The following is a 22,483-nucleotide window of genomic DNA, read 5'->3' as shown; positions in this document are numbered from 1 at the left end:
GCAAGAACGTGTCAGGCACAGCACAGATCGGCGTCACCGGGCTGGCGGTGATGGGTCGCAACCTCGCGCGGAACTTCGCACGTCACGGCTACACGGTGGCGGTCCACAACCGTTCCTACGCCAAGACCGAGTCGCTGGTCGCGGAGCACGGCAGCGACGGTGAGTTCATCCCGAGCGAGACGATGGCCGACTTCGTCGCGTCGCTCGAGCGGCCGCGCAAGGTTGTCATCATGGTCAAGGCCGGCGGTCCCACGGACGCCGTCATCGACGAGCTGATCCCCCTCCTGGAGGAGGGCGACATCGTGGTCGACGCCGGCAACGCGCACTTCCCGGACACGATCCGGCGTGAGGCGGCCCTCAAGGAGCACGGCCTGCACTTCGTGGGTACCGGTGTGTCCGGCGGCGAGGAGGGCGCGCTGAACGGCCCGTCGATCATGCCGGGCGGCACGCCCGAGTCGTACGAGTCGCTCGGCCCGATCCTGGAGGACATCTCCGCGAAGGTGGACGGCGTCCCGTGCTGCACGTACGTGGGCTCCGACGGCGCCGGTCACTTCGTGAAGATGGTGCACAACGGCATCGAGTACGCCGACATGCAGCTCATCGCCGAGGCGTACGACCTGCTGCGCCAGGGGCTGGGTGCCACAGCGGCAGAGATCGGCGAGATCTTCGCGCAGTGGAACACGGGCGACCTGGAGTCGTTCCTCATCGAGATCACCGCCGACGTGCTGCAGCACGTCGACGCCGAGACCGGCAAGGCGTTCGTCGACATCGTGCTGGACCAGGCGGAGCAGAAGGGCACCGGCCGCTGGACCGTGCAGAACGGTCTGGACGTGGGCGTGCCCATCACCGGGATCGCGGAGGCCACGTTCGCCCGCTCGCTGTCCGGCTCGGTGCCGCAGCGGGCGGCGGGACGCGCGGTCCTGCCCGCGCACGCGCAGGAGTGGGAGGTCTCGAAGGACGACGCGTCCCGTACCGCATTCATCGAGGACGTCCGCCTGGCCCTGTACGCCTCGAAGGTCGTCGCCTACTCGCAGGGCTTCGACCAGATCGCCGCTGCCGCCACCGAGTACGGCTGGGACATCGACCGCGGCGCGATGGCCCGCATCTGGCGCGGTGGCTGCATCATCCGTGCCCGGTTCCTGGACCGGATCACCGAGGCCTACGAGCGCGACGGCGACCTTCCCCTGCTGCTGGCGGACCCGTACTTCACCGACGCCGTCGCGAGCGGCCTGCCCGCGTGGCGCCGCATCGTCGCCGGTGCCGCCCAGAACGGCGTGCCCGCGCCGGCGTTCTCGTCGTCGCTGGCGTACTACGACGGCGTCCGCGCCGAGCGGCTGCCCGCTGCCCTGGTGCAGGCCCAGCGCGACTTCTTCGGCGCGCACACCTACAAGCGCGTCGACCGCGAGGGCACGTTCCACACCGAGTGGTCCGGGGACCGCACGGAGGCTGAGGCGTGAGGGGTCTCCCCGCGGACAAGGGGCCGGCTGACGGTGGCGGGGAGGTTCCCGTCCCGGACATGATGGTGGTGGGGATCGGCGGCGACGTCGGGATGTACGCCCTGGTGCGGGCGTTCCACGAGCAGTACCGCACTCCCGCCGTGGTGCTGTCGAAGGTGGCCACCCGCGCCATGCAGGACTCGGCGATCGCCGAGAACGTGGTGGTGCCCGGCCTGGACGAGGTGGACGTGTTCCTCTCCACCCTCGAGGGCATCGCGCAGCAGCACCGGGACAAGGTCCTGATCCTGCTGACGAACGCGGACTGGCACGTGCGCACCGTCATCCTGAACCGGGAGCGGCTGGAGGCGGCGGGCTACGTGCTGCCGTACCCGTCGCTGCCCGTGCTGGAGCAGGTCAGCAGCAAGGAGGGCTTCGCGGAGGTGTGCGACCAGCTCGGCATCCCGACGCCGCGCACGGTGGCGGTCGACATCGCCAAGCTGGTGGCCGACGGCGGGCGTGCGGCGGTGCCCGGTCTCGAGGTGGACCTGCAGTACCCGGTGGTCGGCAAGCCGTCCAACAGTGCCGAGTGGTACTACGTGGACTTCCCCGGCAAGGCGAAGATCCACCACATCGACTCGCGCGCGGAGCTGGACGAGCTGCTGGGCCACCTGGCCGACGCGAAGTTCCCCGGCACGTTCCTCGTGCAGGAGTTCATCCCGGGCGACGAGACGCAGATGCGGTCCCTGACCGCCTACCGCGACACGTCGGGCGAGGTGACGCTCCTGGCCACCGGGCGGGTGCTCCTGGAGGAGCACACGCCGGGCACGCTGGGCATCCCCGCCGCGATCCTGGTGGAGGCGTACGACGACGCGATGGAGGCGGCCACCCGGTTCCTCGACGCGACCGGCTACGTGGGGTTCGCCAACTTCGACTACAAGCTGGACCCGCGTACGGGGCAGCACGTGTACTTCGAGGCGAACACACGGATCGGGCGCAACAACTACTACGTCACCGCGGGCGGGGCCAACGTGGCCCGCGTGCTCGTGGAGGACTGGGTGCTGCACCGGCCGATCCGCCCGGTGCGAGCGGTCCGCGACGTGCTGTACACGGTGGTGCCGTTCGGCCTGCTGTCCAAGTACGTCCTGGACCCGGAGCTCAAGACCCGGCTCAAGGCCCTCAAGGCGAGCGGCGACGTGGTCAACCCGCTGAAGTACGACGGCGACTCCGGCCTCAAGCGCCGGCTCATCGTCGAGGCGATCACGCAGAACTACCGCCGCAAGTACGCGCAGTACTACCCGGAGCCGACGGCCACGGGCTACTGACCCGGACAGGTCCGTCGACGTACCCGACGCCCAGGTCGCTCCGGCGGCCTGGGCGTCCGGCATGTCGGCGTGCTCCGTCCATGGCGTCCATGGCGTCCATGGGTACTTCTGCCCAGGTCAGCGCCTTGTCCGCGGCGTGGCCTGCCGAGAAACTGTGCGCGCACCGACACGCAAGACACCTGTCGGCACGACGTCAGTCGGCAGACGCCGGCCGACAAGACACAAGGGAAACATCCAACACATGTCGTTCTTCGAGTCCGTCCGTACCTGCCTGCGCAAGTACGGCGTCTTCAGCGGGCGCGCCCGGCCCGCCGAGTACTGGTTCTGGTATCTCGCGGTCATGGCCGTGTACGCGGTCATCTTCGCGACGCTGATCATCCCGGCCCTGGTCACCATGGATCCGGTCACCGAGGAACCGGGCGTGCTCGGCACCATCGGCATGTCCCTCTGGGCGATCGTCGCGTTCGCGACGTTCGTGCCCCTGATCTCCGCGGCGATCCGCCGCCTGCACGACACCGGCAGGTCCGGCTGGTTCTACCTGCTGAACCTCGTCCCGTTCGTCGGCGGCATCATCGTGATCGTGCTGCTCGCACTGCCCGGCGAGAACGGCCCCAACCGGTTCGGGCCGGACCCCAGGGCACAGGCGCTGCCCCCGCAGCCCGTGGCGTACTACTGACGGACCGCGTCGTCGGGGGATGCACACAACGGCGGTGAGTTCTAACCCGCGCCCACCCTTGTGCTCTGTTCGAGGGATGGGAACAATGTGTGCGCACTTGCCGGAGGTTTCTGGCATAACACGTGAGAGAGGTTTTCCCCCGATGTCGTTCATCGAGTCGATCAAGACCGTGCTGTCCAAGTACGCGGTCTTCAACGGACGCGCCCGTCGCTCCGAGTTCTGGTGGTACATGCTGGCGTACGGGATCGTCTACACGGTGCTCTACGTGGCGCTGGTGGCCCCCGGCCTCGCCGAGTACTCCGCGGCCACCTCGGAGTACGTGCTGGCCGGCGACGCCGCGGCGCCGATGCCTGCCATGCCCGGATCCCTGACGACCGGCTACATCATCGTGTCGCTCGTCGGCCTGGCGCTGCTCCTGCCGACCCTCGGTGTCACCGTGCGTCGCCTGCACGACACCGGCAAGTCCGGTTTCTGGGTCCTCCTCCACCTGATCGTCTTCGTCGGCCAGATCATCCTGATCGTCTTCACGGCGGCCAACGGCACCCCCGGACCGAACCAGTACGGCCCGGACCCCAAGGCCGCGGAGCAGCCGGCTGCCGCCTGACCTAGCCTGAGCGAATGAACAGTCCTCGCCCGGTCCTCGTCGTCGGGGCGAGCGGGTTCGTCGGCAGCCGGGTCGTTCGCGGCCTGGCTGCCGGCGGTCGACCCGTGCTCGCCGCCGCCCGGCGCGAGCTGCCTGACCGGGTCACCGTCCAGCCCGGTGTGGTCCCCGTCCGCAACACAGGACCCAGCTCCCTGCCCGACGCCGTCCGCGAAGCCTGCGCGCAGACCGGCGTACCGCTGCCCGGGGCCGTGGTGGCCTCGATCGGCGGCTGGCAGAAGGGCGCCCCGCTGCTGGAGGTGGACCCGTCCGACTGGACCGCCACGCTGGCCTCCCACCTCACTGCGCACCTCGACACCGCCCGCGCGCTCGTCCCGCTGCTCGGACCGGGCGACCCGTACGTCGTGCTCAACGGGGCGGCGTCCCGCGAGGCCATGAGCGGCTCCGGCGCGATCAACGTCACCGGTGCGGGCCTGGCGATGCTGGTCCAGGTGCTCCGCCTGGAGTCGAGCGGCCCCCGGTTCCACGAGCTCGTGATCGACCACGCCGTCGCCGGCGACGACCGCAACGAGGGCCCGGCCCAGACCAGGGCTCCGGCGCAGGTGGTGCAGGCCCTAGGGGAGCTCCTGGACGACCCGGCCGCACCCGCCGTCCGACACGTGTGACCTTGCTCTCGTGGCCCTCCCCGCGGGCCGACCCGCCGGTAATCTGGTGCCTTGTGACAACCGCTACCACCGACAGCCAGACCGCGACGACCGCCCTGTGCGCCGTCCGACCGCAGGTCCCTGTCGACCGGCTCGTCACCGACCTGGTGCCACCGCGGCACTTCGCGGACGCCCGGTTCGCCACCTACCGCGCCAACCCGGCACACCCCAGCCAGGCCCGCGCGCTCGCCCGGCTGCAGGAGATCGCCCAGGAGATCACGGCCCCGAGGCGCGGGCTGTTCGCACGGCGCAAGGCGGCCCCGGCGATCTACCTCGACGGCGGGTTCGGCGTCGGCAAGACCCACCTGCTCACCTCGCTGGCCCACGCCGTCGGTGAGGCGCTCGGTCCCGACAAGGCCGCCTACGGCACCTTCGTCGAGTACACCAACCTCGTCGGGGCGCTCGGGTTCCTCCCGACCGTCGAGGCGCTCGCCGCGAAGAAGCTGGTCTGCATCGACGAGTTCGAGCTCGACGACGCCGGCGACACCACCATCATGTCCCGCCTCATGCGGGAGCTCGCGGACCGGGGCGTCGCCCTCGCCGCGACCTCGAACACGCTGCCCGGCGCGCTCGGCGAGGGCCGCTTCGCCGCACAGGACTTCCAGCGCGAGATCAAGGCCCTGTCCGACCGCTTCGAGACCCTACGGGTCGACGGCGAGGACTACCGCCACCGCGAGGTCGTGACCGACTCGGAGCCGCTGACCGAGGTCCAGGTCACCGCCGCCGCGGCCGCCCGGCCGGGTGCCACGCTCGACGCGTTCGACGACCTGCTCGAGCACCTGGCCACCGTGCACCCCAGCCGGTACGGCGCGCTGCTCGACGGCGTCTCCGTCGTCGCCCTGACGGGCGTGCACCCCGTGACGGCGCAGGAGGTGGCGCTGCGTCTCGTGGTGCTCGTGGACCGCCTCTACGACCGGGACGTGCCCGTGCTGCTCGGCGGGTCCGCGGACACCCGGGGGCTGTTCACGGAGGAGATGCTCGCCGGCGGGTACCGCAAGAAGTACTACCGGGCACTGTCCCGCCTGGGCGCGCTGGCCGAGGAGGGCCGCAAGCTCCTCTGAGCCGCTGAGTGCTGGGTATCTGCGCTCGAACGGCCCCTCTGAGCGCACATACCCAGCACTCAACGACACGGGGGTTAGCTGGCCGCGAGGCGGGCCTTCTCGGCCTCCACGTCGAAGTCGGCGGGCGGCCAGCCCAGGTCGAGCGAGCGGAGGGCGCCGGTCAGCAGCTCGGTGACCGCCAGGCGCGCGTACCACTTCCGGTCCGCCGGTACGACGTACCAGGGCGCCACGGCCGTGGAGGTGCGGTCCAGCATCTCCTGGTAGGCCGCCAGGTACTCCGGGAGCCTGGAGCGGACGTCGATGTCGGCCGGGTCGTACTTCCAGTGCTTGTCGGGCCGTTCGAGCCGCTCGGCGAGGCGCTCCTTCTGCTCGTCGGCCGACACGAAGAGCGCCACCTTCACGATCAGGGTGCCCGACGCCGCCACCTCGGCCTCGAAGTCGTTCAGCTCCCGGAAGTGCTTGCGCCAGGTCTTGACCGGCTCGAGCCGGTTCACCCGGACGACCAGCACCTGCTCGTGGTGCGACCGGTCGAAGACGCCGAGGTACCCGGGCCGGGGGAGCGCGTTGCGGATCCGCCAGAGGTAGTCGTGCTTCCGCTCCTCCTCGGTCGGCACGCCGAACCCCCGGTGCTGCACACCCTGCGGGTCCACCATGCCGACGACGTGGCGCACGATCCCGCCCTTGCCGGCCGTGTCCAGGCCCTGCAGCACGAGGAGCACCGAGCGGTCACCGCCGGTGCGGCCGTGCGCGAAGAGCCGCTCCTGGAGGTCGGCGAGCTCCGGGGCACGCGCCGCCATCAGCTGCTCGCCGTCGGCCCGCTTGCCGGCCCAGCCGGGCGTGGACGAATGGTCCAGGGCGGTCACATCGGTGCCGCGCACCCAGCGCAGGGCCTCGTCCGCCGGGGCCTTCCAGAGCTTCTCGGGCTTCTTCGCCATCGGTGCCTCCTTCGTGGGACCGGAATCCTCCGGTGCCAGGACCTCAGGCTCCCAGGTCAGCTGTCCGCGCGCAGCACGGCGGTCATCCGCGGCGGCACCGTCAGGGTGTCGCCGACCAGGCGGGTCGCGCCCGGCTCCCAGGCCGCCGCGAGCTTGAACGCCCCCGGGAGCGGTGCCTTCGTCGCTCCGTCGGCGGGCCGTAGCAGGCTCCCCAGACGCAGCGCGGCGAGCCCGTGGCCGGTGTTCAGCACGAACGCCAGGCTGCCCCGCAGCACCGCGATGACGGACCGGTCGGCGGTCGAGCGGATCTCCAGCGGCAGGTCCAGCTCGTCGGTGATGTCGTGCCGGATCGAGATCAGGTCGCGCGCCCAGCGCACCAGCCGCCGCTCGTTCTCGTTGCGCGGCACCACCGGCGCGTGCACGGTGTCGAGCACGAGCGGGTTGCCCGCGAGGATGACCGTGGCGAGCACGCTGGCCCGGATGTCGACGTCGTCCACACCGAGGAGCGCCGTGGCCGGGCTCTCCTCGCCCGCCCACGGGACCGTGAGCTGGGCGGCGGGGAGCCGGGTGATGTCCTCGACGACGCTCGCGCCGGCCCGGACCCGGTTGCGGCGCCCGCTGTTCTGGCGGGTCGCCCGGCGCACCGACGGGTGGACCAGGTCGGCGAGCATCTGCAGCGCCTGGATGTCCTCGGTACGGCCGGGACCGGACAGGATGCGCAGCAGGATGGTGGTCAGCCGGTCGCTCCGGCCGGGGCCGTCCACGAGCAGGCTGAAGCGCCGGTCGAGCTGCTCGCCCATCCCGACGACGTAGTCCGCGAGCTCGCCGAGGAACGGGGTGGGGGAGCGGTCCACGAGAGCGTCGACGTCGAGCACCAGGCCGTCCACGTGGTACTCGCGCAGCCAGTGCCTGGCGTCGTCGACGAGGAAGTCGCGCGGCCCGCGGCTGCCGCTGCCGTCGAGGTTGATGCGGTCGCCCACGTAGTCGGTGCGCACGGTCGGCGCGGACGGGACCTTGCCGGCCCGCGTGCCGATCGAGGGCACCTGACCGGTGCGGAGCTGGATGGGGCCAGTGCGGGGCCGGTCCAGGGGCACCTGGCCGGTCCGGGGGCGCATCGCCTGCAGGGCGTGCTCCCCGGCGTCGCCGACGTCGGGACGCGGCGGCCGCCGGCGGCCGCCGCCGCCCGTCAGGTACGGGCCGTAGGCCTCCAGCCCCAGCTCGTCGGCGACCGCCCAGCGGTAGGGGATGTCCAGCACGACGGCGAGGCCCAGGGAGTGCGCGGCGTCGATGAAGCGCTGGAGCGCCCGCGGGCCGCCGTAGGGCTCGTGCACCGAGTAGAGCCGCACTCCGCGCGTGGGACCGGCGGCGGGGTCGAACGCCGCGACGGGCGCGAGCTCGATGCCCTGCACCCCGAGCTCCGCGACGGTCGGCAGCAGCGCCGCGGCGGCGTCCAGCGTGCCTTCCGGGGTGAACGTCTCGACGTCGACGTGCATGAGGATGCTCGTGGAGAGGTCGGGCGGCGACCAGGAGCCGTCGGTCCACTCGAACGCCGGATCGAAGACCCGGGTGGGCCCGTGGATACCCTGCGGCAGCCAGACGCTGCGCGGGTCGGGCAGGAGAGGGCCGCCGTCGATCGAGAAGCCGTAGTCGGTGCCGTGCCCCAGCACGCTGTCCGCGCCCCAGTACCCGGGCTCGCCGGCGCCCACGAGGCGCAGCGGCATGTGCTCGGGCTCCTCGTACGGGTCGTAGGGGACGAGCACCTCGATGATGCGCGCACGCGGGGCCCACACCACTGGTCTGGGCCCGGGAACAGGCATATCAGGCCCTGGTCGGGGCGGTGGTGTGGTTCCCCCGGTTCCACTCCTCGGTCCGGTCACGGCCGACAGCCTAGCCCGGTGTTCCACTGGGACGGGTCAGGACCACGACACTGTGTCCCGTCACGGTGAGGCCGGTACCGGCGTCCAGCACGGTTCCCGGCTCGGCGCTGCCGTCCGTGTCGAGCACCACCGTCCAGGCCTTTCCGTAGGCACCGGGCGGCAGAGTGAAGTCCAGGGCCCCGGAATGGGCGTTGAGCAGGAGCAGGAACGAGTCGTCGACGACCGCCTCGCCCCGGACCCCGGTCTCCGAGATCGCGTCGCCGTTGAGGAAGACGGCCACCGTCCTGGCGTACGACTGGTGCCAGTCCGTGTCGTCCATCCGGGCGCCGGTGAGGTCGAGCCACTCGATGTCACCGAGCTCGTCGGTGCCGCTGCCGTCGAAGAACCGTCGGCGGTGGAGGATCGGGTGGTCACGGCGCAGCCGCACCGCCTGCCGGGCGAACTCCAGCAGCGCCGCCCGCTCGTCGTCCAGCTCCCAGTCCATCCACGAGAGCTCGTTGTCCTGGCAGTAGGCGTTGTTGTTGCCCTGCTGGGTGCGCCCGAGCTCGTCGCCGTGCGCGATCATCGGCACGCCCTGGCTCAGCATGAGCGTGACCAGGAGGTTACGGCGCTGGCGGGCGCGCAGCTCCCGGATCTCCGGATCGTCCGTGGGGCCCTCGACGCCGCAGTTCCAGGACCGGTTGTGGCTCTCGCCGTCCTTGTTGTCCTCCCCGTTGGCGTCGTTGTGCTTCTCGTTGAACGACGTGAGGTCGGCCAGCGTGAAACCGTCGTGGGCGGTGACGAAGTTGATGGACGCGCTCGGCATCCGCCCGCTGTGCTCGTACAGGTCGCTCGAGCCGGTCAGGCGGGAGGCGAGCTCCGGCAGCGTCGAGGGCTCCCCGCGCCAGAAGTCACGCACGGTGTCCCGGTAGCGGCCGTTCCACTCGGTCCAGAGCGACGGGAAACCGCCCACCTGGTAGCCGCCGTCGCCCAGGTCCCACGGTTCGGCGATCAGCTTGACCTGGGAGATCACCGGATCCTGGTGCACGATGTCGAAGAACGCGCTCAGCCGGTCGACCTCGTGGAACTGGCGGGCCAGGGTGGCCGCCAGGTCGAAGCGGAACCCGTCGACGTGCATCTCCTCCACCCAGTACCGCAGCGAGTCCATGATGAGCTGCAGCACGGCGGGGGAGCGCATGAGCAGCGAGTTGCCGGTGCCGGTGGTGTCGAAGTAGTGCGCCTCGTCGCCGTCGACGAGACGGTAGTAGGCGGCGTTGTCGATACCGCGGAAGCTCAGGGTGGGGCCCAGCTGGTTGCCCTCGGCCGTGTGGTTGTAGACGACGTCGAGCAGCACCTCGATGCCCGCCTGGTGCATCGCCTTGACCATGGCCTTGAACTCCATGACCTGCTCGCCGCGCCGCCCGTAGCCCGCGTACCCGTTGTGCGGGGCGAAGAACCCGATCGTGTTGTAGCCCCAGTAGTTGGTCAGGCCCTTCGCCGCGAGGGAGGGGTCGGTGACGAACTGGTGCACCGGCATGAGCTCGATCGCCGTGACACCCAGCTTGGTCAGGTGCTCGATCACCGCCGGGTGGGCGAGCCCCGCGTATGTGCCGCGCAGCTCGTCGGGCACGTCCGGGTGGCGCATCGTGAGGCCCTTGACGTGCGCCTCGTAGATCACCGTCTCGTGGTACGGCGTGGCCGGCGGGCGGTCGTGGCCCCAGTCGAAGAACGGGTTGACCACCACGGAGACCATGGTGTGGCCGAGGGAGTCGGACGGCTCCGGCTTCGTGCCGGTGGTGGCCTGGTCGACGTCCGAGAACGGGTAGGAGAACAGCGACGGGTCGCCGTCGAGGTCGCCGTCCACGGCCTTGGCGTACGGGTCCAGCAGCAGCTTGGCAGGGTTGCAGCGATGGCCCGACGCCGGGTCGTACGGGCCGTGCACCCGGTACCCGTACCGCGTCCCGGGGCCGACCCCGGGCAGGTACACGTGCCACACGTGCGCGTCGGTCTCGGTGACGGAGATGCGGGTCTCGGTGTCGTCGTCGGCGAGCAGGCACAGCTCCACGCGCTCGGCCACCGACGAGTAGAGCGCGAAGTTGGTGCCCGTACCGTCGAACGTCGCACCGAGGGGGTAGGAACGCCCAGGCCAGGTCTGCATCCGACGATCATCACACCCCGGCCGGGTACGTGGGGGGAGATCTGCGTGCTGGGCGTGCCGTCGCCGTGGAGGCTTCGCGGGGATTCAAAAATACTGTGCCAAGCGGATGTGCGAACCGCCGGGTTTCTGCGAGAATGAGACCATGATCACGGGGGAACCCCAGCCCGCCACCGACCCTGTCGATTCGGCTCCGACCGATCTGGTCGACGAGTCGAATGCTTCCTACGCACGTATCGCGCCGCCGGCTGTCCGCCGCGCCGCAACCCGCCGCGGACTGCTCGGGGGCGGAGACGCCTCCAAGGCGCCGCGCAACCTCGCCGACTGCGCCCTCGACCCCATCTCCGGAGCCTCGAGCGGAGTCTCCTGGGACGACCCGGAAGAGCTCTGACCGAGCTTTGCCGACAGGGCCCCGTCAGCGGGGCAGCCGCCCCGGGCCCACGGGGATGAGCCGCGGCATGCCCGCCGGCGCTACCTGGCTCAGGGCCAGGTAGCGGGCCTCGGCCCGGTGCAGGCGGATGTGCTCGTCGAGCGACCACTGCGGACCGTTGGTCAGCGTCATGCCGCAGGAGCAGTCGATCTCCTCGCGGTCGCCGGGCAGGTGCCGCACGAGGCCCACGGTGACGTGGGACGCGCGGGCATCCGCCTTGGCCCGGTGCATGGCAGCGCTGACGGGCGCATGTTCGCTCACGCCGCCCAGGCTATCCCGCCCCAACACCCCGTTGAGTGCTGGGTATTTGTGGCAGTAGGGCCTTCTGAGCCACAAATACCCAGCACTCAACGGGTGCGGTCCAGGGCCTGCAGGATGTCCTCCGACAGGTCGGCCACGTCCTCCAGGCCTACCGACAGCCGCACGATCGACGGCGACACCTCGGCCTCCGTACCGCGCACCGACGCGTGCGTCATCTCGCTCGGGTAGTTGACCAGCGACTCGACGCCGCCGAGCGACTCGGCGAGCAGGAAGACCCGGGTCGACTCGGCGAACGTGCGCGCCGCGCGCTCCCCGCCCGCCAGCTCCAGCGAGATCATGCCGCCGAACCGCGACATCTGGTGCGCGGCGGTCTTGTGGCCCGGGTGGTCGGGCAGGCCCGGGTAGAGCACGCGGGCCACCGCCGGGTGCTCGACCAGGCGTTCGGCGAGCGCCTGGGCGTTCTCGGAGTGGCGCTGCATCCGCACGGCCAGCGTCTTGATCCCGCGCGTGGTGAGGAAGGCGTCGAACGGGCTGGAGACGGCGCCAGCGGCGAACTGCACGTACCGCACCTGGTCGGCGAGCTCCTCGGCGCCGTGCGCCACGACCACGGCGCCGCCGACGACGTCGGAGTGCCCGCCGAGGTACTTGGTGGTGGAGTGCACCACGACGTCGGCGCCGAGGGCGAGGGGGCGCTGGAGGGCGGGCGAGGCGAACGTGTTGTCGACCACCAGGAGCAGGCCCGTCTCGCGGGCGAGGCCGGCCAGTGCCGCGATGTCGCTGATCTTCATCAGCGGGTTCGACGGCGTCTCGACCCACAGCATCTTCGACCCGGGCCGGACGGCGGCACGCACGGCGTCGAGGTCGGACGTGTCGACCGTCGTGTGCTCCACGCCGGCCCGCCCGTGGATGGTGCGGACGAGCCGGTGCGTGCCGCCGTAGACGTCGTTCGGCACGAGCACGTGGTCCCCGGGCGAGAGCACCGCACGGAGCAGGGCGTCCTCGGCGGCGAGGCCGGAGGCGAACGAGATGCCTTGCGCGCCTCCCTCGATCGCGGCGAGCTGTTCCTCCAGGGCGGTGCGTGTGGGGTTGCCGCCGCGCGAGTACTCGTACCCGCCGCGCAGCCCGCCGATGCCGTCCTGCGCGTAGGTGGAGGTGACGTGGATCGGGGGGATCGCGTCCCCCGTGGTCGGGTCGGGGTGCTGCCCCGCGTGGATCGCGAGGGTGTCGAAACGGCTGGGCCGGACGTCGGTCATGGTGGTCTCTCTTCGATGGTTCAGTGATGTGGGCCGGGTCCGGGCGAGCCGGGACCGTCGGCGAGCTGGGTCAGACGGCGAGGTAGTCGAGCAGGTCGGAGCGGGACACCACGCCGAGCGCCTTGCCGCCGTCGGTCACGAGCAGGGCGGGGTCGGCGGCGAGCGCCGAGCGCAGCGCCCCGACCGGCTCGTTGACGCCGACGAGCGGCAGCGGCCTGCCGATGAGTCCGCCGACCTCGTCGGAGAGGTGCACCGTGCCGCCGAACACGCCGTCCAGCAGGTCGTCCTCGTGGACGGCGCCCGCGACCTCGCCGAGCACCACGGGTGGTTCCGCGGTGAGCACGAGCAGCTGGGAGACGCCGGTGCGGGTCATCCGGTCGATCGCATCCCGCACCGTGTCGGTCCGGTGCACGTAGACCAGCGGCGGGGTGCGGCCCGCCTTCGCCGCCAGGACGTCGGCGACCGTGTGGTCCTCGATCGCGGGGGAGAACCCGTAGGACCGCATCCAGGTGTCGTCGAAGATCTTGGCGAGGTAGCCCCGGCCGCCGTCGGGCAGCAGGACCACGACGACGTCGTCGGGACCGAGGTCCCGGGCGGCCCGGAGGGCGGCGACGACGGCCATGCCGCTCGACCCGCCCACGAGGATGCCCTCCTCGCGTGCCAGGCGCCGGGTCATCGCGAACGACTCGGCATCGCTGACGGCGATGACCTCGTGCGGCACGGCCGGGTCGTAGGCGGACGGCCAGAAGTCCTCGCCGACCCCCTCGACGAGGTAGGGGCGGCCGGTGCCGCCCGAGTAGACGGACCCCTCGGGGTCCGCGCCGACGATGCGCACCCGGTCGCCCGAGACCTCACGCAGGTAGCGGCCGGCGCCGGTGATGGTGCCGCCGGTGCCGACGCCCGCGACGAAGTGGGTCACGCGACCCTCGGTGTCGCGCCAGATCTCGGGGCCGGTGGTCTCGTAGTGGGACCGTGGGCCGTGGGGGTTGGAGTACTGGTCGGGCTTGAACGCGCCGGGGATCTCGCGCACGAGCCGGTCGCTCACCGAGTAGTACGACTCGGGGCTGTCCGGCGCGACCGCCGTGGGGGTCACGACCACCTCGGCGCCGTACGCCGTGAGCACGTCGCGCTTGTCCTTGCCCACCTTGTCGGGCAGCACGAAGACGCACCGGTAGCCGCGCTGCTGGGCGACGAGCGCGAGACCGACACCGGTGTTGCCGGAGGTCGGCTCGACGATCGTGCCGCCGGGGCGGAGCTTGCCCTCGCGCTCCGCGGCGTCGATGATCCGCCCGGCGATGCGGTCCTTGGAGGACCCGCCGGGGTTGAGGTACTCGAGCTTGACGAGCACGGTCGCGCGGGTCACGCCGTCGGTCACCCGGTGGAGCCGGACGAGGGGCGTGTTGCCGACGAGGTCTACGACAGAGTTGACGTACTGCACCTGTTGATCTTCCTGTTGTGCTGGCGCGCAGCGGTGCGCGCGGACTACGGACGGGGCCGGGTCAGCGACAGCAACAGGAGAGCGGTGCGAGCACACCGCCACTGTAGGGCTACGGCCCGCTCAGTGCGAGTGCGCGATGCCCTGCTCGTGCATGCGCTCGTGCTCCTCGCGCTCCTTGATGCGCTGTGCGATGCGCTCCTGGACCTCGGCACGGCGCAGGGGCGGCACGGTCTTCGGTGGCTGACGGCGTTCCGGCAGCGCGTCGAGCAGGCGCGTCACGATGTCCGTGATCTCCTGCGTGGCCTGCTCGACGGGCTCGCGCGTGGCGTCGCTGACCTTCGTCACGCCGGTGACCTTGCGGACGAACTGCAGCGCGGCGGCGGTGATCTCTTCGTCGGTGGCGGGCGGTTCGAGCCCGCGTAGCGTCGTGATGTTTCGGCACATGTTCCGACCGTACGCCGGGCTGCCGCGTCGCGGGAGGGGGCGCCGCCGGCCTCCACCGGGATGGCCGCCGGGAACGCGGGTCGCTTTGGCGGGGAGGGGGCGGGGTACGGCAGAGTGGGGGCGTGGTCGTCGAATCGGAATCGGAAGTCCTGCGCACGTCCCGGGCCCTGACCTCCGTGCGGGAGGCCACCGGTGAGGACTGGCCTGCGATCTGGCCGATCGTCGAGGAGGTGGTGCGAGCCGCCGACACGTTCGCGTACGAGCCCACGATGACCGAGGCCCAGGCCCGGTCGGCGTGGCTGGACGCGCCCGTGCGGGTCGTGGTGGCGGTGCGCGACGGTGTGCTGGTCGGCACGGCCAACATGTACCCCAACCGGCCGGGCCCGGGCAGCCACGTCGCCTCGGGCAGCATCATGGTCGACCGGACGGTCCGCGGCAGCGGCGCCGGACGGGCGCTGGTCGAGGACATGATCGACTGGGCGCGCCGGCAGGGGTATGCCGCCATCCAGTTCAACGCCGTCGTCGACACCAACGCCGCCGCCGTCCACCTGTACGAGAGCCTCGGCTTCGTGACGCTCGGCATCGCCCCCGGCGCGTTCCGGCACCCCGAGCTGGGCGACGTCGGGCTGCGGATCATGTGGCGTGAGCTGCGCGGTCCCGACGCCGGGGCCGGTGCCGGTCCTGCTGCCGGTCCCGACGCGGGGACCGTAGCCACGCTCGCCGCCGACACCGAGACAGAGGTCTGAGATGCGCTACTCCGTGAACGTCCCCAACTTCGGTGACTTCGCTGACCCCCGCACCGTCGCGACGGTGGCCCGCGCCGCCGAGGACGCCGGCTGGGACGGCCTGTTCGTCTGGGACCACGTGGTGCACAGCAAGGAGATGCGCCGCGGCCTGCCGTTCGGCGACCCGTGGATGCTGCTGACGGCGGCGGCGCTCGCGACGTCGCGGATCCGGCTGGGGACCCTCGTGACGCCGGTCGCCCGGCGGCGTCCCGAACAGCTTGCCCGGCAGGTGGCGACGCTCGACGTGCTCAGCGGTGGCCGTGTGATCTTCGGCGCGGGCCTTGGTGGGCCGGTCGAGGACGAGTTCGGCAGCTTCGGCGACGAGACGGACCCGGTGGTGCTCGCCGGGAAGCTCGATGAGGGCCTCGGCCTCCTCGCCCGCTACTGGGCGGGGGAGCGGGTCGACCACGACGGGCCGCACTACCGGGTGCGGGACGTCGAGCTCCTGCCCGCGACCGAGCAGCAGCCGCGGCCGCCGGTATGGGTGGGCGGGTTCTGGCCCAACCGCCGGCCGTTCCGCCGCGCGGCGCGCTGGGACGGCGTCGTGCCGCTGTTCGCGTCCGGGCACGGCGCCCCGCCGACGCCGGAGGAGGTGCACGACGTCGCTGCGTACGTCGGCGAGCACCGTGCCGGGGGCGACAGCTTCGACCTCGTCGCGGGCGGGCGCACGACGCCGGAGGCAGCGGCCGATGTCGTCGGGCCGCTGGCCGCTGCCGGGGCGACCTGGTGGGACGAGCGCGGGCTGTACGAGTCACCCGACCTCTACTCCCGCGCCACGGTGCTGCGCCGGATCGAGGCAGGGCCGCCGAGGCCCTGAGGTCGGCCTGCGAGGTTCGGCCTGCAAGGCTCGGTAGGCGAGGCTCGGTAGGCGAGGCTCGGTAGGCGAGGCTCGGTAGGCGAGGCTCGGTAGGCGAGGCCCGGTAGGCGAGGCTCGGTCCGAGCCTGGCCCAGGACTCAACCGTCCTGGTTGGCGCCGCTCCAGCGGGCGATGTCCTCGTCGGTCACCTCCACCGGGCCGGTGGCCGGCTGGGTGATCCGGATGTGGTTGCCGAACGGGTCGCGCAGGGCGCAGTCGATCCCGTACGGCTGCTCGACCGGCTCCTCGGTGAACTCGACGCCTTTCGCGCGGAGCTCGGCGTAGGTGCGGCGGCAGTCGTCGGTCGTCAGGATGCACGCGACGCCGAGCGCTCCCTTGGTCAGCAGGTCTCTGACCTGAGCGGCGACCTCCTCGCTCAGCGAGGGCGGTCCCGGCACCTCGAGGAGCAGGTGGCGGTCGGGGTCGTTCGGCAGGGAGACGGTCAGCCAGCGCATGAAACCCATGTCGACGTCGTTGCTGACGGTGAACCCGAGCTTGCCGACGTAGAAGTCGAGGGCCTCGTCCTGGTCGATGACGTGCACGGCGGTGATGGAGATGTTGTTGAACATGCCGGCCACGCTACGGGCGGCCTCGTGCGGCGCGCTTCTCCGAATCTGCTCGGCCTGGGCCCAGCCCGGCCTCGCGCCTGCCCGGTCCCGGTCGCGGTTCAGTCCGCGGGCCGCAGCCAGCTCTTCGTGAAGCAGACCGGGGCCACGACCGGCCGCGTCCGGCGCCGGTACTCGCTCGGCGAGACACCGACCACGTCGCGGAAGGTGCGGCTGAACGTCCCGAGGCTGTTGGACCCGACCGCGAGCGCGATCTCGGTGACCGGCGTCGCGGTGTCGCGCAGCATGGCCATCGCGCGCTCGATCCGGCGCCGTTGCAGGTAGCGGTGCGGCGTCTCACCGAACGCGGCCCGGAACGTGCGGCTGAAGTGCGCCGGTGAGACGTGCGCGATGCGGGCCAGCGTCGGCACGTCGAGCGGTCGGCCGTAGTCGCGGTCGATGGCGTCCCGGGCCCGCAGCAGCCGGCGGTTGTCCTGCTCGCGCGGGGACATCGCCTGCCTCGCTCCGGGGCGGAGCATCGTGCTGGAGGTCACGGGGCCAGCCTAGGGCGCACGCGGTGCGTGGCCGAGTCCGGAAAAAGATCCGGGAGGAACCCCTTGCCGCCCCTTGTGGGGGTTGACCGACGAGTCATCAAGTGATTTAGTCACTTGCCATGACTCAAGGTAGAGCCTCGTTCTCGGAGCAGCTGGCCGACGACATCGTCCAGCTGATCCGCTCGGAGAGCCTCGGACCGGGCGACGTGCTCGAGTCCTCCCGCGACCTGGCCAAGCGCTTCGCCGTCACCACGCCCACCGTCCGCGAGGCGCTGCGGCGGCTCGAGGCGACGGGTGTGGTCGAGCTGCGGCACGGCTCCGGCACGTACATCGGCCCCGGCCTCGAACGGACGGTGCTGGCCAACCCGCACCGGCCGCACATCACCCGTGCCTCGGTGATCGAGCTCGTCCAGGCCCGCCTCGTCATCGAGCCCGGCATCGCCGCGCTGGCGGCGAGCGCCCGGGACGCGGCGGGCCTGCAGCGGCTGGAGGCCGCGACGGCGACGGCGCTGCAGCCGCCGGTGCACGGGTTCCGCCCGGCGCTCAACTTCCACGTGGAGCTGGCGGCGGCGTCGGGCAACGGCCTGCTGCGCGAGACGGTGGAGGCGCTGCTGCACGTGCGGGCGTCGGAGCAGACGGAGATCCGGTTCCGTTACGACGACCGCAACCGGGACCATGCCGAGCACCTGGAGATCCTCGCGGCGGTGCGGGACGGCGACGGCCCGGCGGCCGAGCGGCTCACCCGCGAGCACCTGACCACCATCCGGGCCTCGCTGGAGGCCGCGGACTTCGGCGGGGAGGCGTCATGAACGTGCCGGTCCACCTCGCGGAGATGACGACGTCGGAGGCCGCCGACGCCGCCGCCCGGGGCACCGTGGTGCTGATCCCGGCCGGCGCGCTGGAGCAGCACGGTCCCGGCATGGTGCTCGGGACGGACCTGTTCCGCGCCGAGGCGGTGGTGGCGCAGGTCGCCGCAGGCCTGGGTGACAAGGTGGTCGTCGGGCCGTCCCTCCCGGTCGGGGTGTCGCCGCACCACATGGCGTTCGCCGGCACGGTGACCCTCACGACGGGCACGTTCGCCGCCGTCGTGCGGGAGTACGTGACGAGCCTGCACCGGCACGGCTGGACCCGGTTCCTGGTGGTGACCGGGCACGGCGGCAACAACGCGACGCTGAGCACCGTGGCGCAGGACCTGCTGGTCTCGCACCCCGAGGTCCGGCTCGCCTGGACGCCGCTGACCCCGCTGGCCGGCGACGCCGTGGCCGCGATGGACCCGAGCGCGGTCCACGGGCACTCGGGCGAGGCCGAGACGGCGCAGATGCTGCACATCGCACCGCACCTGGTGCACACCGACCGTCTCGAGCCGGGCACCACCACCCCGGACCAGCTCGACGACGTCTCCCGGACCGCCCGCCGGTACACGCACCCGGCGCTCACCCTGCCCTACGACCGGCTCAGCGCCAACGGGGTGCTCGGCGACCCCCGGCGGGCCACCGCGGACGACGGCGCCGCGATCGTGAAGGCCGTCGTCAGCCGCATCACGACGTTCCTCGAGGAGTGGCCGGCCGGATAGGCCGCCACCCACCAGCCCTCCACGAACACCTTCGACGCACCTGGCCCGCCAGGTGCCTACCCCGTCATGCCCGGAACCGGGCAGGCACCGAGAAAGGACTCGCATGTCAACGACGACAGCACCATCCGCCCCTGCCGGCGCGGGAGCCGCCCGGAGACGGCCCCGCCGTCGCGCGGCGCTCCTCGTCACGCTGGCGCTCGCGGCCTCCGGGCTGGTCGGCCCGCTCGGCGCCAGCACCGCCTGGTCCGCACCCGCGCTGCCCGACGCCGTGGCCTCACCGTCGGGCAGCGCGCTCCACGCCGCCGGACCCGCTCGCTCCGCGGGCTGCGGCAGCGACCCGGGTCAGGAGCCCGGCAGCAGCGTTCTGCGCACGCTCACCAGCGACGGGCGGGAGCGCAGCGTCCAGCTGCACCTGCCCGACGGGTACCGCAGCGACCGTGCCTGGCCGGTCGTGCTCGTCTTCCACGGCCGCGGCAACACCGGAGCGGGCACCGAGGCGTTCTCCGGCCTCGACGCCCTGCCCGCGATCGTGGCGTACGGCAACGGCGTGATCGGCACCGGCGACGGCGACCGGCAGGCCTGGGAGGGTGCGCCCTACTCCGCGCCCGGGGTCGACGACATCGCCTACACGAACGACCTCCTGGACACGCTGGAGGCCGACCTGTGCGTCGACACGCGACGCGTGTACGCCACCGGCAAGTCCAACGGCGCGGGCTTCACGGGCATCCTGGCCTGCGAGCTGTCCGACCGGATCGCCGCGATCGCCCCGGTCGCCGCCGCGTTCTACGGCACCGGCCACCCGGACTGCGCACCGCGCCGCCCGGTCCCCGTGATCGAGCTCCACGGCACCGCGGACGCCACCATCCCGTACGACGGCGACACCGACCGCGGCCTCCCGGCCATCCAGGACTGGGCAGGCGCCTGGGCTCAGCGCAACGGCTGCACTCCCGTGCCCGACGCCGAGGCCACCGCCGCCGACGTCACGACCTACCGCTGGACCGGCTGCTCCGCCGGCGCCGAGGTCACGCACGTGGCGGTGCTCGGCGGTGGCCACACCTGGCCGGGCGAGGACAGCTACTCCGGTGGCGGGTACGCCACGCACAGCATCGAGGCCCACGAGGTGATGTGGGACTTCCTGCGTGACGAGCGGCTGCCGGTCCGGTTCCTCACCGAGCGCGCGACCGAGCGCGTCACCGAGCCCGCGCAGCAGGGAGCGACGTCATGACGACCACGCCCACGGCCGGCACGGCCGGCACACCTGGCACACCTGGCACGCCCGGCACGCCCGGGTCCGAGCCCGACCGGCTGCCCCGGGTCCTGCGGGCGCTCGCCGTCGTCGAGCGCCTCGGTAACGCCCTGCCGCACCCGTTCTGGCTGTTCTGGATCCTCGCGGCGATCCTCGGCGTGACCAGCGCCGGGCTCGCGGCCGCCGGCGTCTCCGTGGTCTCGCCGGCCGACGGCGAGGAGGTGGTGGTCCAGAACCTGCTCAGCGGCGAGGGCCTCGCCATGGCCGTCTCGACGGCGATCGACAACTTCGCCACGTTCGGCCCGATGGGCACCATCGTGGCCGTCATCATGGGTGTGGCGATCGCGGAGCGCACCGGCTTCCTGGCCGCGGCCATGAAGGTCTCCGTGTCCCGCGTGCCCGTGTCGTGGGTGGTGTTCGCCGTCGCGTTCGCCGGCACCGTGTCGCACGTCGCGAGCGCCGCCGCCTACATCATCCTGGTGCCGCTGGGCGGCCTCGCCTTCCGGGCGGTGGGCAAGTCGCCGATCCTCGGTGTCGTCGTGGCGTACACGTCCATCGCGTCCGGGTACGACGCGAGCCCCGTGCCGACGCCGAACGACGCCATCTTCGCGGGCATCACCACCGAGGCCGCTCGCATGATCGACCCCACCGCGTACGTCTCGCCGGTGAGCAACTGGTACTTCAACATCGGGTCCTCGCTGCTCCTGGCGATAGTGATCACGCTCGTCACCAACCTCGTGCTGGCCAAGCGGCCCGACCTCGACGCCGACCCCGACGCGGATCTCGACGACGTCGAGGGCCTCGAGCTCTCACCGCGCGACCGGTCCGCGCTGCGCGCCGCGATGATCAGCGGCCTCGTCGCCATGCTGGCGGTCGTCGCGGTGGTGCTGCCGCCGTCGTCCCCGCTGCGCGGCGAGGGCGGGAGCCTCACCGAGTCGCCGTTCCTGGACGGGATAGCCGCGATCGTGGCGGTCCTGTTCGCGCTCGTCGGCATCGTGTACGGCTGGCGGTCCGGGGCGATCACCACGGCGGCCGACGTGCCGAGGCTGATGGCCGAGGGCGTACGCCAGATGGCGCCGGTGCTCGTGCTGTTCTTCGCCATCGCGCAGTTCCTCGCGTACTTCGACTGGACGCACATCGGTGACGTCATCGCCGTGAACTCCGCCGAGGCCCTGGAGTCCACCGGCGTGCCGATCTGGGCGGTGTTCCTGGCCATCCTCGCGCTGCTGTCGCTGGTCAACGTCCTGGTGACGAGCGGCTCGGCGATGTGGGCGCTCGCGGCACCGATCGTCGTGCCCATGCTGATGCTGCTGGACGTGCCGGCGGAGACCACGCAGGCGCTGTTCCGCATCGCCGACTCCGGGTCGACGGCGATCACGCCCATGAGCCCGTACTTCATCATGGCGCTCGGTTTTCTCCAGCGGTACCGCAAGAGCGCGGGTATCGGCACCCTCGCGTCCTACACGCTGCCGCTGGCCGTGTGCATGACGCTGGCCTGGACCTGCCTGTTCTTCGCCTGGTGGGCGCTCGGCATCCCGCTCGGGCCGGGTGCACCGGTGCGGTGACCACCCCGCACTGAGTGGTGACCCCGCCGTCGCGCGTGGCGGCGGGGTCAAGGCGAGGATGAGCGGTGATGAATGCGATCCTGCTGCTGCCCGTCGGCATCGTCCTGCTGAACGTCTTCGCCCTCGCGCTGGTGCTGCTGCGCGCGCCGCTGTTCCGGCTGCCGGTCTACTGGCCGATGGTGCTCAACATCGGGCTGTCGATCGCCCCGGCGGTGGTGCTGGGGATCGGGGTGGCCGTGGCCGTGGCGGTGGTGAGCTTCATGCCGAGCCAGGCGCTGCTGCTCGCGGTGATGGCGCTCGTGCTCGTGGTCTGGGTGCTGCTGCTGCCGAACTCGGCCTACCTCGTGACCGAGCTGAACTTCTCCCACCGGCGGCCCACGGACGACCCTGCGCCCCTCTGGTACGACATCGTGATGGTGCTGTCGCTGGCGCTGTCCGGCGTGCTGAACATGCTGATGAACGTGCTGCTGGTGCAGTTCGCCTACGTACTGCTGGTCCGGCCCAACGACGACGACCCGTATCGCCAGCCCGACTCCTGGGTGCTGGTGGCGGTCACCCTGCTGCTGGTGAGCGTCGGCATCTACCTGGGCCGCTACGTCCGGTTCAACTCCTGGGACCTGCTGCACCCGGGATCGTTCCTGCGCAAGCTCGCCGAGCACCTGCGGGTGCCGGCGCACCTGCGGACGCTGGCCGGCTTCGTCGTCGTGCACACGCTGTTCTTCGGGCTGATGTACCTGCTCGTGGTCGCGCCCGTGCTGCTGCTGGTGGCCGCCGGCAGCCGATGAGC

General features: G+C 71.8%; 23 protein-coding genes. 14 read left to right on the top strand and 9 right to left on the bottom strand.

Annotation, left to right across the window (positions count from 1 at the left end; all coding sequences use genetic code 11):
* Positions 1-8: 8 nt before the first annotated feature.
* The 6 genes from gndA to zapE all read left to right on the top strand — a co-directional run bounded on the left by gndA (position 9) and on the right by zapE (position 5,800).
* Positions 9-1,457, top strand: a complete 1,449-nt coding sequence (gndA, locus tag LUU90_RS00765; protein WP_275001281.1) for an NADP-dependent phosphogluconate dehydrogenase — start codon at positions 9-11, stop codon at positions 1,455-1,457.
* Positions 1,454-2,758 (top strand): carboxylate--amine ligase, encoded by a 1,305-nt coding sequence (locus LUU90_RS00760; protein WP_275001280.1) that lies wholly within the window; start codon positions 1,454-1,456, stop codon positions 2,756-2,758. The genes gndA and LUU90_RS00760 overlap by 4 nt, the downstream gene beginning before the upstream one ends.
* A 241-nt stretch (positions 2,759-2,999) precedes the next feature.
* Complete coding sequence (locus tag LUU90_RS00755) at positions 3,000-3,434, top strand: DUF805 domain-containing protein (RefSeq protein ID WP_275001279.1); 435 nt, start codon at positions 3,000-3,002, stop codon at positions 3,432-3,434.
* A 142-nt stretch (positions 3,435-3,576) separates the two neighbouring features.
* Complete coding sequence (locus LUU90_RS00750) at positions 3,577-4,038, top strand: DUF805 domain-containing protein (RefSeq protein ID WP_275001278.1); 462 nt, start codon at positions 3,577-3,579, stop codon at positions 4,036-4,038.
* Positions 4,039-4,052: 14 nt separating this feature from the next.
* The gene (locus LUU90_RS00745; protein WP_275001277.1) at positions 4,053-4,700 is read left to right on the top strand and encodes a hypothetical protein; all 648 of its coding nucleotides are present in this window, start codon (positions 4,053-4,055) and stop codon (positions 4,698-4,700) included.
* Between the two features lie 53 nt (positions 4,701-4,753).
* Positions 4,754-5,800, top strand: coding sequence for a cell division protein ZapE (zapE, locus tag LUU90_RS00740; protein WP_275001276.1), 1,047 nt, complete (start codon positions 4,754-4,756; stop codon positions 5,798-5,800).
* 74 nt (positions 5,801-5,874) lie between these two features.
* On the opposite strand, the gene LUU90_RS00735 is transcribed toward zapE, so the two are convergent.
* From LUU90_RS00735 to glgX, 3 genes are all read right to left on the bottom strand, one after another.
* On the bottom strand, positions 5,875-6,735 hold the full coding sequence (locus LUU90_RS00735; protein ID WP_275001275.1) for a PPK2 family polyphosphate kinase: 861 nt from the start codon (positions 6,733-6,735) through the stop codon (positions 5,875-5,877).
* Positions 6,736-6,791: 56 nt separating this feature from the next.
* A complete protein-coding gene (locus LUU90_RS00730; protein WP_275001274.1) occupies positions 6,792-8,552 on the bottom strand; it encodes a hypothetical protein in 1,761 nt (586 codons plus the stop codon).
* 70 nt (positions 8,553-8,622) lie between these two features.
* The gene (gene glgX, locus LUU90_RS00725; protein WP_275001272.1) at positions 8,623-10,749 is read right to left on the bottom strand and encodes a glycogen debranching protein GlgX; all 2,127 of its coding nucleotides are present in this window, start codon (positions 10,747-10,749) and stop codon (positions 8,623-8,625) included.
* A gap of 142 nt (positions 10,750-10,891) precedes the next feature.
* Between glgX and LUU90_RS00720 the strand changes: the two genes are divergently transcribed.
* Positions 10,892-11,137 carry a hypothetical protein gene (locus LUU90_RS00720; RefSeq protein ID WP_275001271.1) on the top strand — a complete coding sequence of 82 codons (246 nt, stop codon included), beginning with the start codon at positions 10,892-10,894 and terminating at the stop codon, positions 11,135-11,137.
* Positions 11,138-11,161: 24 nt separating this feature from the next.
* Here the strand turns inward: LUU90_RS00720 and LUU90_RS00715 are convergent, their stop codons facing one another.
* The 4 genes from LUU90_RS00715 to LUU90_RS00700 all read right to left on the bottom strand — a co-directional run bounded on the left by LUU90_RS00715 (position 11,162) and on the right by LUU90_RS00700 (position 14,572).
* Positions 11,162-11,407, bottom strand: coding sequence for a hypothetical protein (locus LUU90_RS00715; protein ID WP_425596166.1), 246 nt, complete (start codon positions 11,405-11,407; stop codon positions 11,162-11,164).
* A 116-nt stretch (positions 11,408-11,523) separates the two neighbouring features.
* Entirely contained in the window at positions 11,524-12,690 is a 1,167-nt protein-coding gene (locus LUU90_RS00710; RefSeq protein WP_275001269.1) for a cystathionine gamma-synthase, read from the bottom strand.
* Between the two features lie 70 nt (positions 12,691-12,760).
* Positions 12,761-14,128 (bottom strand): cystathionine beta-synthase, encoded by a 1,368-nt coding sequence (locus LUU90_RS00705; protein WP_275001267.1) that lies wholly within the window; start codon positions 14,126-14,128, stop codon positions 12,761-12,763.
* A gap of 120 nt (positions 14,129-14,248) precedes the next feature.
* The gene (locus LUU90_RS00700) at positions 14,249-14,572 is read right to left on the bottom strand and encodes a DUF2277 domain-containing protein (protein ID WP_275001265.1); all 324 of its coding nucleotides are present in this window, start codon (positions 14,570-14,572) and stop codon (positions 14,249-14,251) included.
* A gap of 122 nt (positions 14,573-14,694) precedes the next feature.
* Between LUU90_RS00700 and LUU90_RS00695 the strand changes: the two genes are divergently transcribed.
* Positions 14,695-15,318, top strand: a complete 624-nt coding sequence (locus tag LUU90_RS00695) for a GNAT family N-acetyltransferase (protein WP_275001264.1) — start codon at positions 14,695-14,697, stop codon at positions 15,316-15,318.
* 1 nt (position 15,319) lies between these two features.
* Entirely contained in the window at positions 15,320-16,174 is an 855-nt protein-coding gene (locus tag LUU90_RS00690) for an LLM class flavin-dependent oxidoreductase (RefSeq protein WP_275001263.1), read from the top strand.
* Positions 16,175-16,311: 137 nt separating this feature from the next.
* Here LUU90_RS00690 and LUU90_RS00685 read toward each other — a convergent pair whose 3' ends face one another.
* Both LUU90_RS00685 and LUU90_RS00680 read right to left on the bottom strand, forming a co-directional pair.
* Positions 16,312-16,782: a VOC family protein gene (locus LUU90_RS00685; protein ID WP_275001262.1), complete on the bottom strand. Its 471-nt coding sequence runs from the start codon at positions 16,780-16,782 to the stop codon at positions 16,312-16,314.
* 98 nt (positions 16,783-16,880) lie between these two features.
* Positions 16,881-17,270 (bottom strand): helix-turn-helix domain-containing protein, encoded by a 390-nt coding sequence (locus tag LUU90_RS00680; RefSeq protein ID WP_275001748.1) that lies wholly within the window; start codon positions 17,268-17,270, stop codon positions 16,881-16,883.
* A gap of 161 nt (positions 17,271-17,431) precedes the next feature.
* Between LUU90_RS00680 and LUU90_RS00675 the strand changes: the two genes are divergently transcribed.
* The 5 genes from LUU90_RS00675 to LUU90_RS00655 all read left to right on the top strand — a co-directional run bounded on the left by LUU90_RS00675 (position 17,432) and on the right by LUU90_RS00655 (position 22,481).
* Positions 17,432-18,121: a FadR/GntR family transcriptional regulator gene (locus LUU90_RS00675; protein WP_275001261.1), complete on the top strand. Its 690-nt coding sequence runs from the start codon at positions 17,432-17,434 to the stop codon at positions 18,119-18,121.
* Complete coding sequence (locus LUU90_RS00670) at positions 18,118-18,885, top strand: creatininase family protein (RefSeq protein WP_275001260.1); 768 nt, start codon at positions 18,118-18,120, stop codon at positions 18,883-18,885. Before LUU90_RS00675 ends, LUU90_RS00670 begins: the two co-directional genes overlap by 4 nt.
* A 103-nt stretch (positions 18,886-18,988) precedes the next feature.
* A complete protein-coding gene (locus LUU90_RS00665; protein ID WP_275001259.1) occupies positions 18,989-20,110 on the top strand; it encodes an alpha/beta hydrolase family esterase in 1,122 nt (373 codons plus the stop codon).
* On the top strand, positions 20,107-21,696 hold the full coding sequence (locus LUU90_RS00660; protein ID WP_275001257.1) for an AbgT family transporter: 1,590 nt from the start codon (positions 20,107-20,109) through the stop codon (positions 21,694-21,696). Before LUU90_RS00665 ends, LUU90_RS00660 begins: the two co-directional genes overlap by 4 nt.
* 68 nt (positions 21,697-21,764) lie before the next feature.
* A complete protein-coding gene (locus tag LUU90_RS00655) occupies positions 21,765-22,481 on the top strand; it encodes a DUF1361 domain-containing protein (protein ID WP_275001747.1) in 717 nt (238 codons plus the stop codon).
* Positions 22,482-22,483 lie beyond the last annotated feature (2 nt).

The organism is Promicromonospora iranensis (assembly GCF_028994775.1).
Lineage (GTDB): Bacteria > Actinomycetota > Actinomycetes > Actinomycetales > Cellulomonadaceae > Promicromonospora > Promicromonospora iranensis_A.
This window is presented reverse-complemented; position numbering and strand designations above follow the sequence as displayed.

Bases quoted from the DNA above. Each gene is read 5' to 3' on its own strand.
- LUU90_RS00700 (WP_275001265.1), bottom strand. From the start codon at position 14,572: ATGTGCCGAAACATCACGACGCTACGCGGGCTCGAACCGCCCGCCACC.
- LUU90_RS00745 (WP_275001277.1), top strand. From the start codon at position 4,053: ATGAACAGTCCTCGCCCGGTCCTCGTCGTCGGGGCGAGCGGGTTCGTC.
- LUU90_RS00750 (WP_275001278.1), top strand. From the start codon at position 3,577: ATGTCGTTCATCGAGTCGATCAAGACCGTGCTGTCCAAGTACGCGGTC.
- LUU90_RS00735 (WP_275001275.1), bottom strand. From the start codon at position 6,735: ATGGCGAAGAAGCCCGAGAAGCTCTGGAAGGCCCCGGCGGACGAGGCC.
- LUU90_RS00690 (WP_275001263.1), top strand. From the start codon at position 15,320: ATGCGCTACTCCGTGAACGTCCCCAACTTCGGTGACTTCGCTGACCCC.
- LUU90_RS00710 (WP_275001269.1), bottom strand. From the start codon at position 12,690: ATGACCGACGTCCGGCCCAGCCGTTTCGACACCCTCGCGATCCACGCG.
- glgX (WP_275001272.1), bottom strand. From the start codon at position 10,749: ATGCAGACCTGGCCTGGGCGTTCCTACCCCCTCGGTGCGACGTTCGAC.
- LUU90_RS00720 (WP_275001271.1), top strand. From the start codon at position 10,892: ATGATCACGGGGGAACCCCAGCCCGCCACCGACCCTGTCGATTCGGCT.
- LUU90_RS00665 (WP_275001259.1), top strand. From the start codon at position 18,989: ATGTCAACGACGACAGCACCATCCGCCCCTGCCGGCGCGGGAGCCGCC.
- LUU90_RS00660 (WP_275001257.1), top strand. From the start codon at position 20,107: ATGACGACCACGCCCACGGCCGGCACGGCCGGCACACCTGGCACACCT.
- LUU90_RS00670 (WP_275001260.1), top strand. From the start codon at position 18,118: ATGAACGTGCCGGTCCACCTCGCGGAGATGACGACGTCGGAGGCCGCC.
- LUU90_RS00680 (WP_275001748.1), bottom strand. From the start codon at position 17,270: ATGTCCCCGCGCGAGCAGGACAACCGCCGGCTGCTGCGGGCCCGGGAC.
- LUU90_RS00655 (WP_275001747.1), top strand. From the start codon at position 21,765: ATGAATGCGATCCTGCTGCTGCCCGTCGGCATCGTCCTGCTGAACGTC.
- LUU90_RS00715 (WP_425596166.1), bottom strand. From the start codon at position 11,407: ATGCACCGGGCCAAGGCGGATGCCCGCGCGTCCCACGTCACCGTGGGC.
- LUU90_RS00675 (WP_275001261.1), top strand. From the start codon at position 17,432: ATGACTCAAGGTAGAGCCTCGTTCTCGGAGCAGCTGGCCGACGACATC.
- LUU90_RS00730 (WP_275001274.1), bottom strand. From the start codon at position 8,552: ATGCCTGTTCCCGGGCCCAGACCAGTGGTGTGGGCCCCGCGTGCGCGC.
- LUU90_RS00755 (WP_275001279.1), top strand. From the start codon at position 3,000: ATGTCGTTCTTCGAGTCCGTCCGTACCTGCCTGCGCAAGTACGGCGTC.
- LUU90_RS00685 (WP_275001262.1), bottom strand. From the start codon at position 16,782: ATGTTCAACAACATCTCCATCACCGCCGTGCACGTCATCGACCAGGAC.